This is a genomic window from Pseudomonas sp. (assembly GCF_017744435.1).
Classification (GTDB): domain Bacteria; phylum Pseudomonadota; class Gammaproteobacteria; order Pseudomonadales; family Pseudomonadaceae; genus Aquipseudomonas.
The window spans coordinates 92,220-106,314 of sequence record NZ_JAGIBG010000036.1 but is presented as its reverse complement, the minus strand read 5'-3'; the positions used below and the strand labels follow the sequence as shown (position 1 = coordinate 106,314).

At 61.1% G+C, this 14,095-nt stretch carries 10 protein-coding genes; all 10 read left to right on the top strand.

Going from position 1 to position 14,095, the window contains the following annotated elements; all coding sequences use genetic code 11:
- The first annotated feature begins 393 nt into the window (after positions 1 to 393).
- The 10 genes from gyrA to J7573_RS21555 all read left to right on the top strand — a co-directional run bounded on the left by gyrA (position 394) and on the right by J7573_RS21555 (position 13,912).
- On the top strand, positions 394 to 3,156 hold the full coding sequence (gyrA, locus tag J7573_RS21600) for a DNA gyrase subunit A (protein WP_294340172.1): 2,763 nt from the start codon (positions 394 to 396) through the stop codon (positions 3,154 to 3,156).
- Between the two features lie 70 nt (positions 3,157 to 3,226).
- Positions 3,227 to 4,312, top strand: coding sequence for a 3-phosphoserine/phosphohydroxythreonine transaminase (gene serC / locus J7573_RS21595; protein ID WP_110639602.1), 1,086 nt, complete (start codon positions 3,227 to 3,229; stop codon positions 4,310 to 4,312).
- On the top strand, positions 4,312 to 5,406 hold the full coding sequence (gene pheA, locus J7573_RS21590) for a prephenate dehydratase (RefSeq protein WP_085675434.1): 1,095 nt from the start codon (positions 4,312 to 4,314) through the stop codon (positions 5,404 to 5,406). The genes serC and pheA overlap by 1 nt, the downstream gene beginning before the upstream one ends.
- A 154-nt stretch (positions 5,407 to 5,560) precedes the next feature.
- On the top strand, positions 5,561 to 7,768 hold the full coding sequence (locus tag J7573_RS21585; RefSeq protein WP_294340179.1) for a bifunctional prephenate dehydrogenase/3-phosphoshikimate 1-carboxyvinyltransferase: 2,208 nt from the start codon (positions 5,561 to 5,563) through the stop codon (positions 7,766 to 7,768).
- Positions 7,765 to 8,451 carry a (d)CMP kinase gene (cmk, locus tag J7573_RS21580; RefSeq protein WP_294340171.1) on the top strand — a complete coding sequence of 229 codons (687 nt, stop codon included), beginning with the start codon at positions 7,765 to 7,767 and terminating at the stop codon, positions 8,449 to 8,451. Before J7573_RS21585 ends, cmk begins: the two co-directional genes overlap by 4 nt.
- 124 nt (positions 8,452 to 8,575) lie before the next feature.
- Entirely contained in the window at positions 8,576 to 10,252 is a 1,677-nt protein-coding gene (gene rpsA, locus J7573_RS21575; protein ID WP_027918186.1) for a 30S ribosomal protein S1, read from the top strand.
- Between the two features lie 245 nt (positions 10,253 to 10,497).
- Entirely contained in the window at positions 10,498 to 10,794 is a 297-nt protein-coding gene (gene ihfB, locus J7573_RS21570; protein WP_012313292.1) for an integration host factor subunit beta, read from the top strand.
- A gap of 22 nt (positions 10,795 to 10,816) precedes the next feature.
- A complete protein-coding gene (locus tag J7573_RS21565) occupies positions 10,817 to 11,080 on the top strand; it encodes a lipopolysaccharide assembly protein LapA domain-containing protein (protein WP_294340169.1) in 264 nt (87 codons plus the stop codon).
- A 102-nt stretch (positions 11,081 to 11,182) separates the two neighbouring features.
- Positions 11,183 to 12,631, top strand: coding sequence for an MBL fold metallo-hydrolase (locus J7573_RS21560; protein ID WP_294340168.1), 1,449 nt, complete (start codon positions 11,183 to 11,185; stop codon positions 12,629 to 12,631).
- Between the two features lie 225 nt (positions 12,632 to 12,856).
- Positions 12,857 to 13,912, top strand: coding sequence for a Wzz/FepE/Etk N-terminal domain-containing protein (locus J7573_RS21555; RefSeq protein WP_294340166.1), 1,056 nt, complete (start codon positions 12,857 to 12,859; stop codon positions 13,910 to 13,912).
- Positions 13,913 to 14,095 lie beyond the last annotated feature (183 nt).

Sequence of the window (14,095 nt, the reverse complement as noted above, 5' to 3'; positions counted from 1 at the left end):
TTATCACAAAGGCGGGGCGGTGGGGAGATCTGTACAGGCGTTGCGCGGTCTATGTGGGAGCGGCCTTGTGTCGCGAAAGGGCCGCGCAGCGGCCCCCGGGATTCCAGCAAGGAAGCAAGAGTCGCCGGGGCTGCTGCGCAGCCCTTTCGCGACACAAGGCCGCTCCCACATAGACCGCGCAACGCCTGTACAGATCTCCCCACCGCCCCGCCTTTGTGATAACATCCGGCAGTTTCCAAGACCGCCCACGAAGGCGGCCTTCATTGCGCAGATCCATGCAACAACTCATTGATTTGTCGTAAGTCGTCGCACCCCTATGCGCTGCGGCGGCGAGCTTCGTTCGGCCCTTGATGGAGCTGCGAAGTTTCACCAGAAAAAGGAATCAGGCTTCTCATGGGCGAACTGGCCAAAGAAATCCTCCCGGTCAATATCGAAGACGAACTGAGACAGTCTTACCTCGACTACGCGATGAGCGTGATTGTCGGGCGAGCGCTGCCCGATGCGCGTGATGGCTTGAAGCCCGTGCATCGTCGCGTTCTCTATGCGATGAGCGAACTGGGCAACGACTGGAACAAGCCGTACAAGAAATCCGCCCGTGTGGTCGGTGACGTGATCGGTAAGTACCACCCGCACGGCGACACTGCGGTCTACGACACCATCGTGCGTATGGCCCAGCCATTCTCGCTGCGTTACCTGCTGGTCGACGGCCAGGGCAACTTCGGTTCGGTCGACGGCGACAATGCCGCAGCCATGCGATACACCGAAGTGCGCATGACCAAGCTGGCCCACGAGCTGCTGTCCGACCTGCACAAAGAGACGGTCGACTGGGTGCCCAACTACGATGGCACCGAGCAGATCCCGGCGGTCATGCCGACGCGCATCCCCAACCTGCTGGTCAACGGTTCCAGCGGTATCGCAGTGGGCATGGCGACCAACATCCCGCCGCACAACCTCGGTGAAGTGATCGACGGTTGCCTGGCGCTGATCGACAACCCTGAAGTCACCATCGATGAACTGATGCAGTTCATCCCGGGCCCGGACTTCCCGACTGCCGGCATCATCAACGGCCGCCAGGGCATCATCGAGGCCTACCGTACCGGCCGTGGCCGCATCTACATGCGCGCCCGCTCCGAGATCGAGGACATCGACAAGGTCGGTGGCCGCCAGCAGATCGTCGTCACCGAGCTGCCGTACCAGCTGAACAAGGCCCGCCTGATCGAGAAGATCGCCGAGCTGGTCAAAGAGAAGAAGATCGAAGGCATCACCGAGCTGCGCGACGAGTCCGACAAGGACGGCATGCGCATCGTCATCGAGCTGCGCCGCGGCGAGGTGCCGGAGGTGGTGCTCAACAACCTCTATCAGCAGACCCAGTTGCAAAGCGTGTTCGGCATCAACGTGGTCGCCCTGGTCGACGGTCGCCCGCGCCTGCTCAACCTCAAGGACCTGCTCGAAGCGTTCGTCCGTCACCGCCGCGAAGTGGTGACCCGCCGTACCGTGTTCGAGCTGCGCAAGGCTCGCGAGCGTGGCCACATCCTTGAAGGCCAGGCGGTCGCGCTGTCCAACATCGACCCGGTCATCGCCCTGATCAAGGCCTCGCCGACGCCGTCCGAAGCCAAGGAAGCCCTGGTTTCCACGCCGTGGGAATCCAGTGCCGTGCAGGTCATGGTCGAGCGCGCTGGCGCCGACTCCTGCCGCCCTGAAGACCTGCCGGAGCAGTACGGCCTGCGTGAAGGCAAGTATTACCTGTCGCCGGAACAGGCCCAGGCCATTCTCGACCTGCGCCTGCACCGCCTGACCGGCCTGGAGCACGAAAAGCTGCTGGCCGAGTACCAGGAAATTCTCGAGCAGATCGGCGAGCTGATCCGCATCCTCAGCAGCGCCCAGCGCCTGATGGAAGTGATCCGCGAAGAGCTCGAAGCGATCCGTGCCGAATACGGCGATGCCCGTCGCACCGAAATCCTCGATGCCCGTCACGACCTCAACTACGGCGACATGATCCCGGAAGAAGAGCGCGTGGTGACCATCTCCCACGGCGGCTATGCCAAGACCCAGCCGCTGTCCGCCTACCAGGCCCAGCGCCGCGGCGGCAAGGGCAAGTCGGCCACCGGCGTGAAGGACGAGGACTACATCGAGCACCTGCTGGTCGCCAACAGCCACGCCACCCTGTTGCTGTTCTCCAGCAAGGGCAAGGTGTACTGGCTGAAGACCTACGACATCCCTGAAGCGTCGCGCGCCGCCCGTGGTCGCCCGCTGGTCAACCTGCTGCCGCTGGAAGAAGGTGAACGCATCACCGCCATGCTGCAGATCGACCTCGAGGCCCTGCAGCAGAACGCCGACCCTGAAGAAGAGCTGGAAGACGGTGACGACGGTGTCATCGAGGGCGAAATCGTCGAGGCGGAAGAAATCGACGAGGAAGACGGCGACACCCCTGAATGGGTGGCCGAGCCGACTGGCGCCTACATCTTCATGGCCACTGCCTCCGGTACCGTCAAGAAGACCCCGCTGGCACAGTTCGCCCGCCCACGCTCCAGCGGCCTGATCGCCCTGAAGCTGAAGGAAGGCGACACCCTGATCGCTGCGGCAATCACCGACGGCGCCAAGGAAGTCATGATGTTCTCCGACGCCGGCAAGGTGATCCGCTTCGCCGAGAGCGTGGTTCGCGAAATGGGCCGTACCGCCCGTGGCGTACGTGGCATGAAGCTGGGCAAGGGCCAGCGGATCATTTCGATGCTGATCCCGGAATCCGGTGCGCAGATCCTCACCGCTTCCGAGCGTGGCTTCGGCAAGCGCACCCCGCTGTCCAAGTTCCCGCGTCGCGGGCGTGGCGGCCAGGGCGTGATCGCCATGGGTACCAAGGGGCGCAACGGTCTGCTGATCGGCGCCATCCAGGTGCAGGAAGGCGAGGAGATCATGCTGATTTCCGACCAGGGCACCCTGGTGCGCACGCGGGTCGGTGAAGTGTCGAGCCTGGGTCGTAACACCCAGGGCGTGACCCTGATCAAGCTGGCCACCGACGAAACGCTGGTGGGCCTGGAGCGTATCCAGGAGCCATCCGAGGACGAACTCGATGATGTGATCGAGACGGACGAGGAAGGCGTCGAGGCCGATGCGCCGGACGATGAAGCTGCAGGCGCTGAAGAGGCACCGCAGGAATAAGCAAGCGTAAACCCGAGCGGGGCGACCAAGGTCGCCCCGTTTGACTGATAAGAGCAGAGCGAGAGTGGATGTGAGCAAACGAGCCTTTAACTTCTGCGCAGGCCCTGCCGCGCTTCCTGACGCTGTATTGCAGCGTGCCCAGGCCGAGATGCTGGACTGGAACGGCAAGGGCTTGTCGGTGATGGAGATGAGCCATCGCAGCGATGACTACGTGGCCATCGCCGAAAAGGCCGAGCAGGACCTGCGTGACCTGCTGTCCGTCCCCTCCAACTACAAGGTCCTGTTCCTGCAGGGCGGTGCCAGCCAGCAGTTCGCCGAAATTCCGCTGAACCTGCTGCCGGAAAACGGCACTGCCGACTACGTCGAAACCGGTATCTGGTCGAAAAAGGCCATTGAGGAAGCGCGTCGCTTCGGCACCGTCAACGTCGCCGCCAGCGCCAAGCCCTACGATTACCTGGCCATCCCTGGCCAGAACGAGTGGAAGCTGACCAAGAACGCTGCCTACGTCCACTATGCGTCCAACGAGACCATCGGTGGTCTGCAGTTCGACTGGGTTCCCGAAACCGGTGACGTCCCGCTGGTGGTCGACATGTCTTCCGACATTCTCTCGCGCCCGATCGACGTCTCGCAGTACGGCATGATCTACGCCGGTGCGCAGAAGAACATCGGCCCGAGCGGCCTGGTGGTGGTTATCGTTCGTGAAGACCTGATCGGCCGCGCCCGCAGCAGCTGCCCGACCATGCTCGACTACAAGGTCGCGGCTGACAACGGCTCGATGTACAACACCCCGGCCACCTACTCCTGGTACCTCTCGGGCCTGGTGTTCGAGTGGCTCAAGGAGCAGGGTGGCGTCGAGGCCATGGAGCAGCGCAACCGCGCCAAGAAGGACCGCCTGTACGGTTTCATCGACGCCAGCGAGTTCTACACCAACCCGATCGCCCACAACGCCCGTTCGTGGATGAACGTGCCGTTCCGCCTGGCTGACGAGCGCCTGGACAAGGCCTTCCTGGCCGGCGCCGACGCCCGTGGCCTGCTCAACCTCAAGGGCCACCGCTCGGTCGGCGGCATGCGCGCCTCGATCTACAACGCCCTGGGCCTGGAGGCCGTTGAAGGCCTGGTGGCCTACATGGCCGAATTCGAGAAGGAGCACGGCTGATGTCCGAGCAGGAACTCAAAGCCCTGCGCGTTCGCATCGACAGCCTCGACGAGAAAATCCTCGAGCTGATCAGCGATCGCGCCCGCTGCGCCGAAGAAGTGGCGCGGGTCAAGACTGCCTCCCTGGCCGAAGGCGAAAAGCCGGTCTTCTACCGCCCCGAGCGCGAAGCCGCCGTGCTCAAGCGCGTGATGGAGCGCAACAAGGGCCCGCTGGGCAACGAAGAGATGGCGCGGCTGTTCCGCGAAATCATGTCGTCCTGCCTGGCCCTGGAAGAGCCGCTCAAGGTCGCCTACCTCGGCCCTGAAGGCACCTTCACCCAGGCTGCGGCCATGAAACACTTCGGCCACGCCGTGGTCAGCCGCCCGATGGCGGCCATCGACGAAGTGTTCCGCGAAGTGGCGGCCGGTGCCGTCAACTTCGGCGTGGTGCCGGTGGAAAACTCCACCGAGGGTGCGGTCAGCCACACCCTGGACAGCTTCCTCGAGCACGACATGGTGATCTGCGGTGAAGTCGAGCTGCGCATTCACCATCACCTGCTGGTGGGCGAGAACACCAAGACCAACAGCATCACCCGCATCTACTCCCACGCCCAGTCGCTGGCCCAGTGCCGCAAGTGGCTGGACGCGCATTACCCGAACGTCGAGCGCGTTGCCGTTTCGAGCAACGCCGAGGCGGCCAAGCGGGTCAAGGGCGAGTGGAACTCGGCGGCGATCGCCGGCGACATGGCGGCCAACCTGTATGGCCTGACTCGCCTGGCCGAGAAGATCGAAGACCGCCCGGACAACTCCACGCGCTTCCTGATGATCGGCCAGCAGGAAGTGCCGCCGACCGGCGACGACAAGACCTCGATCATCGTCTCGATGAGCAACAAGCCCGGTGCGCTGCACGAGCTGCTGGTGCCGTTCCACGAGAACGGCATCGACCTGACCCGTATCGAAACCCGTCCGTCGCGCAGCGGCAAGTGGACCTACGTGTTCTTCATCGACTTCGTCGGCCACCACCGCGACCCGCTGATCAAGGCGGTGCTGGAGAAGATCAGCCAGGAGGCCGTGGCGCTGAAGGTGCTGGGTTCCTATCCAAAGGCAGTGCTTTGATTTGAGATTGTCGGGGGCCGATTCGCGCCCCCTGTGGGGGCCGCGCTTGCCGGCGATGGCCTGCAAAGCAGGCCCCTGCGGTCTTACAGGCTGCCTAGATTTCTGAACAGGGTTCGCACCAGTGGTAAATGCAGCAAAAACCAAACCCGCGCCAATCATCAATCGCCTGGTCGTGGTCGGCCTCGGCCTGATCGGTGGCTCCTTTGCCAAGGGCCTGCGTGAAAGCGGCCTGTGCCGCGAAGTGGTCGGCGTCGATCTGGATGCCCCGTCGCGCAAGCTGGCTGTCGAGCTGGGCGTGGTCGATCGTTGCGAAGAAGACCTCGCTGCCGCCTGCGTCGGCGCCGATGTCATTCAGCTCGCTGTGCCGATTCTGGCCATGGAAAAGGTCCTGGCTCGCCTGGCTCAACTTGGGCTCGGCAATGCCGTGATCACTGACGTCGGCAGCGCCAAGGGCAATGTCGTGCGTGAGGCGCGTGCCGTCTTCGGCGAGCGCCTGCCACGCTTTGTGCCTGGCCATCCGATCGCCGGTTCCGAGCAGAGCGGGGTGGAGGCCTCCAACGCCACCCTGTTCCGCCGGCACAAGGTTATTCTCACGCCGCTGGAAGAGACCGATCCGGCCGCCCTGGCCCTGGTCGATCGCCTGTGGCGCGCGCTGGATGCCGATGTCGAGCACATGCCGGTGGAGCGCCACGACGAAGTGCTGGCTGCCACCAGTCACTTGCCGCACCTGCTGGCCTTTGGCCTGGTCGATTCGCTTGCCAAGCGCAATGAAAACCTCGACATCTTCCGGTACGCTGCGGGAGGTTTCCGCGATTTCACGCGAATCGCCGGTAGCGACCCGACCATGTGGCACGACATCTTCCTCGCCAACCGCGAGGCTGTCCTGCGCACCCTGGACACATTTCGCAGCGACCTCGACGCCTTGCGCGACGCGGTTGATGCTGGGGACGGGCACCAGCTGCTGGGTGTTTTCACCCGTGCACGCGTTGCCCGCGAGCATTTCAGTAAAATCCTGGCCCGCCGGGCCTATGTGGACGCTATGAACGCCAACGATCTGATTTTCCTGGCCCAACCGGGTGGCCGCCTGACCGGGCGAATCCGCGTACCGGGCGACAAGTCGATTTCCCACCGTTCGATCATGCTCGGCTCGCTGGCCGAAGGCACGACCGAAGTCGAAGGTTTCCTCGAGGGCGAGGACGCCCTGGCGACCCTGCAGGCATTCCGTGACATGGGTGTGGTCATCGAAGGCCCGAACCACGGCCGCGTGACCATCCATGGCGTCGGCCTGCATGGCCTCAAGCCGCCACCCGGCCCACTGTACGTCGGCAACTCCGGCACTTCGATGCGCCTGCTCTCCGGCCTGCTGGCCGGTCAGCCGTTCGATGTCACCATGACTGGCGACGCCTCGCTGTCCAAGCGCCCGATGAACCGCGTGGCCAACCCGCTGCGTGAAATGGGCGCCGTGGTCGAGACAGGGCCGGACGGCCGTCCGCCGCTGACCATCCGCGGTGGCAGCAAGCTGAAAGCGCTGACCTACACGCTGCCGATGGCCAGTGCCCAGGTCAAATCCTGCCTGCTGCTGGCGGGCCTGTACGCCGAAGGCAAGACCACTGTCACCGAGCCAGCACCGACCCGTGACCACACCGAGCGCATGCTGCGCGGCTTCGGCTACTCGGTCGAAAGCAACGGCCCGGTTGCCTCGTTGCAGTCCGGTGGCAAGCTCACCGCCACCCGTATCGAAGTGCCAGCAGACATCTCGTCTGCAGCCTTCTTCCTGGTGGCCGCCTCGATCGCCGAAGGCTCCGAGCTGGTGCTCGAGCACGTCGGCATCAATCCGACCCGTACCGGCGTTATCGACATCCTGCGCCTGATGGGCGGCGACATCACCCTGGAAAACCAGCGTGAAGTCGGTGGCGAGCCAGTGGCCGACCTGCGCGTACGGGGTGCCAAGCTCAAGGGTATCGACATCCCTGAAGAGCTGGTGCCGCTGGCGATCGATGAATTCCCGGTGTTGTTCGTGGCCGCTGCCTGCGCCGAAGGGCGTACCGTGCTGCGTGGCGCCGAAGAGCTGCGGGTGAAGGAATCCGACCGCATCCAGGTCATGGCCGACGGCCTGATCACCTTGGGTATCAAATGCGAGCCGACCCCGGATGGCATCATCATCGATGGCGGCCAGCTCGGCGGTGGCGAAGTGCACGGTCACGGTGACCACCGTATCGCCATGGCCTTCAGCGTTGCTTCGCTGCGTGCCAGTGCGCCGATTCGCATCCATGACTGCGCCAACGTCGCCACGTCGTTCCCGAACTTCCTCAAGCTGTGCGCCGATGTCGGTATCCGCGTCGCCGAAGAGGGCAAAGCGTGAATAGCCAGGCACCGGTCATCACCATCGACGGCCCAAGCGGCTCCGGTAAAGGTACGGTCGCCGGGTTGCTGGCCCGCGAGCTCGGCTGGCATCTGCTGGATTCTGGCGCGCTCTACCGTTTGCTGGCCTTCAACGCCAGCAATCACGGCGTCGACCTGACCAACGAGGAGCTGCTGACCAAGCTTGCCGCCCATCTGGATGTGCAGTTCATCGCCGCCCAGCCCGGTAAGCTTCAACAGACCATCCTCGAAGGTGAGGACGTCAGCCAGGTCATCCGTACTGAAACCGTCGGTGCCGGTGCTTCGATGGTCGCCTCGCTGCCAGCGGTGCGTGATGCGCTGCTGGAGCGCCAGCGGGCGTTCCGCGAAATGCCGGGCCTGATCGCAGACGGTCGCGACATGGGCACCGTGGTGTTCCCGGACGCGCCGTTGAAAGTCTTCCTCACCGCCAGTGCCGAGGAGCGCGCCCGTCGCCGCTACCTGCAGTTGAAGGGCAAGGGTGAAGATGTTAGTCTGTCGAGTCTGCTAGATGAGATTCGTGCGCGTGATGAACGTGACACCCAGCGTGCAGTGGCCCCGCTGAAACCAGCGGCCGATGCCATTCAGCTGGATTCTACCGAGTTGTCCATCGAGCAGGTGCTGCAACGTATCAGGAGCGAGCTCGCCCAGCGCGACTTGGTCTGATAGCCAGGAGAGCAGGCAGGGGCACCAGTCAACGTCCTGCCGGCTTTCCTTTACTTAAAACAAACCCACATTGTCTGGAATGTGGCGAGGGGCGTCTGTTTCGCCCGAATTTACAGGAATTAAAATGAGCGAAAGCTTTGCAGAACTCTTTGAAGAAAGCCTGAAAACCCTCAATCTTCAGCCGGGTGCCATCATCTCCGGTATCGTTGTCGACATCGACGGCGACTGGGTTACCGTACACGCTGGCCTGAAGTCCGAGGGCGTCATCCCGCTCGAGCAGTTCTACAACGAAGCTGGCGAGCTGACCATCAAGGTCGGTGACGAAGTTCACGTTGCGCTGGACGCGGTCGAAGACGGCTTTGGCGAAACCAAACTGTCCCGTGAAAAAGCCAAGCGCGCCGAGTGCTGGATTGTTCTGGAAGCAGCTTTCGCCGCCGAAGAAGTGGTCAAGGGCGTTATCAACGGTAAGGTTAAGGGCGGCTTCACTGTCGACGTTAACGGCATCCGTGCGTTCCTGCCGGGCTCCCTGGTTGATGTCCGCCCAGTGCGCGACACCACCCACCTGGAAGGCAAAGAGCTGGAATTCAAGGTCATCAAGCTGGACCAGAAGCGCAACAACGTTGTCGTTTCCCGTCGCAGCGTGCTGGAAGCCGAGAACTCCGCCGAGCGCGAAGCCCTGCTGGAAACCCTGCAGGAAGGCCAGCAAGTCAAAGGTATCGTCAAGAACCTCACCGACTACGGCGCATTCGTGGACCTGGGCGGTATCGACGGCCTGCTGCACATCACCGACATGGCTTGGAAGCGCATCAAGCACCCATCGGAAATCGTTAACGTTGGCGACGAAGTCGACGTACGCGTTCTGAAGTTCGACCGTGAGCGCAACCGCGTTTCCCTGGGTCTGAAGCAGATGGGCGAAGATCCGTGGGTCGCTATCACTGCACGTTACCCAGAAGGTACTCGTGTACAGGCTCGCGTTACCAACCTGACCGACTACGGCTGCTTCGCTGAGCTGGAAGAAGGCGTTGAAGGTCTGGTACACGTTTCCGAAATGGACTGGACCAACAAGAACATCCACCCGTCGAAAGTCGTTCAGGTTGGCGACGAAGTGGAAGTCATGGTTCTGGACATCGACGAAGAGCGTCGTCGTATCTCCCTGGGCATCAAGCAGTGCAAGTCCAACCCATGGGAAGACTTCTCCGGCCAGTTCAACAAGGGTGACAAGATCACCGGTACCATCAAGTCGATCACCGACTTCGGTATCTTCATCGGTCTGGACGGCGGCATCGACGGCCTGGTTCACCTGTCCGACATCTCCTGGAACGAAACCGGCGAAGAAGCCGTACGTCGTTTCAAGAAGGGCGACGAGCTGGAAACCGTCATCCTGTCGGTTGATCCAGAGCGCGAGCGCATCTCCCTGGGCATCAAGCAGCTGGAAGACGATCCGTTCTCCAACTTCGTTGCTGTCAATGACAAGGGCGCTATCGTCAAGGGCATCGTGAAAGAAGTTGACGCCAAAGGCGCCATCATCACCCTGGCCGACGACATCGAAGCCACTCTGAAAGCTTCCGAAATCAGCCGTGACCGCGTTGAAGACGCGCGTAACGTCCTGAAGGAAGGCGAAGAGATCGAAGCCAAGATCATCAGCGTTGACCGCAAATCGCGCGTCATCAGCCTGTCGATCAAGTCGAAAGACGACGCTGAAGAGCGTGAAGCCATCCAGAGCCTGAAAAACGCTCCGGAAGCGGCAGCCGACACCACCATGGCTGCGCTGCTGCGCGAAGCTATGGCCAAGCAGAACTGAGTTCTGTTTGATCGGTAAAAAGGGGTGGCCTTCGGGCCACCCTTTTTTTATGCCTGTATTTCCTTCTCAGGCTTGCGCGACCCTTCTGCCTGGTGGTCAGGCGGCAGCGGGTTGAATGGCTTATTTCCTAACACGCCAATCTTGAATTTTTTTATTAAGTCAAGAACCGCCCTGTTCAAATCCTTCCGAGCGTGCTACAAACTGATTAAGCAATGATCTAGCTGCTTGATAACGAAGGGAAAAATATGACGAAGTCGGAGCTGATCGAACGTATTGTCACCCATCAGGGGCTGCTCTCGTCCAAGGACGTGGAGCTGGCCATCAAGACCATGCTTGAACAGATGTCCCAATGCCTGGCCACTGGCGATCGCATCGAGATCCGTGGTTTTGGCAGTTTTTCCTTGCACTATCGCGCACCGCGGGTCGGCCGCAATCCCAAGACCGGCCAGTCGGTGGAGCTCGAAGGCAAGTTCGTGCCGCATTTCAAGCCGGGTAAAGAGCTGCGTGACCGGGTCAACGAAGAAGAGCACGAGCACCCTTGAGTTATAAAGAAGGAGCAATCTGATGCGTAACTTCAAGCGCGCCTTGGCGGTGTTGTTCGTGCTGCTGCTGGCGGCGGTGGTGCTGTTCTTCGTGCTGGAGAATCAACAGGTCGTATCGCTGGTGCTGTTTGGCTGGTCGGCCCCGGCCATGCCGGTGGCGGTGCCTGTGCTGGCTGCCCTGGTTGTCGGCTTGGCCGTTGGTCCGGTGCTCGGCGCTTATGGCGTGCAGCGCAGCAAGCGCAAGATACGCGCATCGGAACGCCAGGCCGCTCCGAGCGGCAGATGATGAAGGCTCCTACACCAATGTAGGAATGTCTCACCTATTCGTGCGCCCACCGAAATGGAGTAATAGGGGCTTCATTTCTGGCCTTGGCGAGCGTGCAGCAGTATGGAATTTCCCGCCCTTTCCCATCATGGTGGTACCCGAAGCGTAACCGGTTCGTGCCATCAGCTTCATCTCAGCCCGTCAACAAGCCTGTTGATCGATTGTGGTCTGGAGCAAGGGGGTGAGGCCTCTGCGGGGGTGGGGTTAGCGCCTATCGGCTTTGATATCGCTGGTATCCAGGCGCTCGTCATCACCCACGTCCATATGGATCATGTCGGCCGTATTCCGGCGCTGCTGGCTGCCGGATTCCGTGGGCCTATCCTGTGCAGCGGGCCATCGGCCAGGCTTTTGCCGCTCGTGCTGGAAGATGCGTACAAGCTGGGTATAAGTGCTGATCCAGTCCAGCTCGACCGGTACCTGGCGCTACTACAGCGTCTCATCGTACCCCTTCCATTCGAGCAGTGGCATTGCGTTGTTGAGCAGGGCAATGTGACCTGTTCCATTCGCCTGCAGCGTGCCGGTCACCTGCTCGGCTCGGCCTATGTGGAATGCGATGTGCGCGTTGAGGCCGACGAAGCGAGTTCACGCATCGTTTTTTCGGGCGATCTCGGAGCGCCCGGCAATCCGCTGTTGCGGCCTGTTCGGTCGCCGGAGCGGGCCGACATCCTGGTGCTGGAGAGCACCTACGGTGACCGGTTGCACGCGGGCCGTGGCGGCCGGCAGCAGCGGCTTGAGGCTGTTATCGATCGGGCGCTGGTCGATAACGGCACTGTCCTGATACCGGCTTTCAGTCTGGGGCGCACCCAGGAGCTGCTGTACGAGATCGAAGATATCCTCCATCGCAAGTCGCTAGTCAGTGAGGGTTGTCAGGGGTTGGGCGACGATCCGTTGGAGGCTATCGACTGGTCGCGTTTGCCGATCATCCTGGACTCGCCGCTGGCCCAGCGTATCACTCAGGCCTACCTTGAACTGCATGAGTACTGGAACTACGAGGCTCGGCAGCGCCTGAGCGAGGGTAGGGCGCCGCTGGGGTTTGCCCAGCTGGTGTGCGTGGATGCCCATGCCAAGCATCAGAAAGTGGTCAATTATCTCAAGAGCACCGGGCGGCCGGCGATCGTGATTGCCGGTAACGGCATGTGCTCGGGTGGGCGGATCGTCAATTACCTCAAGGCGATGCTGGGGGATCCGCGGCATGAGGTGGTGTTCGTTGGCTACCAGGCGAAGGGAACGCCTGGTGCGGTAATCCAGGCCAGTGAGGGGGTGCAGGGGTTCGTACAGATTGACCTGGATGGGCGTATGCGTGAGGTCAGGGCTAAGGTGATGAGCCTGGACGGATATTCAGCCCATGCTGACCAGAATGGGCTCGTTGCGTTTGCCGCTGCAATGGCAAGCGTACCTGCCGAGGTGCGGCTTGTTCATGGGGATGTCAGTGCAAAGAAAATGTTAAGACGCGCACTGGAGCAAGCGTTTGCTCGGAAAGGAGAGAGGGTGCGCATGTTGATACCTTCCTGACCGTTCAGCGTCTCGCATCAGGCTGGGGCGCGCGGCCGGGGGAACATCTGGCATCATCAAGGCTCAGTTCACGTCTGCGTATTTCGCCTCGGCGGGTTTGCTTGGGGGGGAGCATTCGTGTACAGATAGCTGTTAAAATGCCGCACCGTTTCTGGGGATCAGTGCGGCGCATGCGGCGTTCAAAGCTTTGATAATGTTAGACGGACCTTAGGATAATCAGAACAAATGCTCAATGAACGACAGCGCCCTCGACGTGACGATGAAATTGAACTTGTTGACTTGGTGCGAGGCATCTGGCGCCAGAAGGTGTGGGTTGGGCTGGTGGCAGCGCCCATCGTGGCAGCGGGTGTTGCTTATGCCTTGATGGCCACGCCAGTCTACGAAGTCAAATTGTTTGTCGAGCCGCCGACACAAAATGATATCGCGCAGCTGAACATTGGGCGTGGCCGTGAATCTGGCCTGAGTCCTGTTACCGTAAAAGAGGTATACGAAACCCACCTGCAGGCTTTGCAGTCGGAGGCTGTGCGTAACACGTTTTTCCGTGATGTGTATTTGCCCAGCTTGAGCGAAGAGCAGCGTCGCAGTTCGCGCGATGCGCTGTATGGCGGCTTCAACAAAGCGCTTACGGTTGCGTCTGTAGGCAACAAGGGGGGCTCTGCTCGTTACGCAATCTCTGCAGTGGTTTCAGACCCTCAGCAGGCTACGAAGTGGCTCGTAGCGTTTAACGAGCTCGCTGCCGAAAGCGCAAAGCTTGAGGTGATTGAAAGCAGTCGCAGTGACATGTTGATCAAGGCAGGCAACCTGGAAAGCCAGATCAACAGTGCGAAAAGTAGCGCACGTGAAGAGCGAGAGGATCGCATTGCTCAGTTGAAAGAGGCATTGGTTGTTGCCAAGTCTGTCGGGCTTGATAAGCCTCCGCTGATTTCGGAGGGGCTGTCAGGTCAAGTGTGCTCGGCAATGGGGGGGGCTTTAACCTACTTGCGCGGCAGTAAAGCACTTGAAGCTGAAATCGCCACGCTCGAAGCTCGCTCATCAGATGAGCCGTTCATCAAAGGGTTGCGAGAGAAGCAAGAGGAAGTAAAGTTTTATCGTGATCTCAAGCTTGACCCGTCGGCAATTCGGGTGTTTGGCAAGGGCGATGCGGTCGAATTGCCAGGTCAGCCGATCAGACCGAAGAAGTCGTTTATCGTATTGCTAAGCTTGGTGCTGGGGCTTGGTGCTGGATTTTTCATAGGGATTGTCAAGGATTTTTGGAGCAGGCGTGGTGCGCCTAAGATCTAATTTGCCGGGTAAACATTGTTTTTATGCCCAGTGCTTGATGCTGCTGGGCTGACACAATCGCCGGTAGCTCAGATAGCTGAGACGGTGTACTGTTACGCGGCAAAGCTTCGTGAAAGCTTGGAATGCGGTCGGCTGTCTTAGCTGGTGGGCACAGGGCATAGCGCTTCAGGCGCAAGAATTCGC

Excerpts from the sequence above, each read along its gene's own strand:
- ihfB (WP_012313292.1), top strand. The coding sequence starts at position 10,498 with ATGACGAAGTCGGAGCTGATCGAACGTATTGTCACCCATCAGGGGCTG.
- gyrA (WP_294340172.1), top strand. The coding sequence starts at position 394 with ATGGGCGAACTGGCCAAAGAAATCCTCCCGGTCAATATCGAAGACGAA.
- J7573_RS21560 (WP_294340168.1), top strand. The coding sequence starts at position 11,183 with ATGGAATTTCCCGCCCTTTCCCATCATGGTGGTACCCGAAGCGTAACC.
- J7573_RS21555 (WP_294340166.1), top strand. The coding sequence starts at position 12,857 with ATGCTCAATGAACGACAGCGCCCTCGACGTGACGATGAAATTGAACTT.
- J7573_RS21565 (WP_294340169.1), top strand. The coding sequence starts at position 10,817 with ATGCGTAACTTCAAGCGCGCCTTGGCGGTGTTGTTCGTGCTGCTGCTG.
- pheA (WP_085675434.1), top strand. The coding sequence starts at position 4,312 with ATGTCCGAGCAGGAACTCAAAGCCCTGCGCGTTCGCATCGACAGCCTC.
- rpsA (WP_027918186.1), top strand. The coding sequence starts at position 8,576 with ATGAGCGAAAGCTTTGCAGAACTCTTTGAAGAAAGCCTGAAAACCCTC.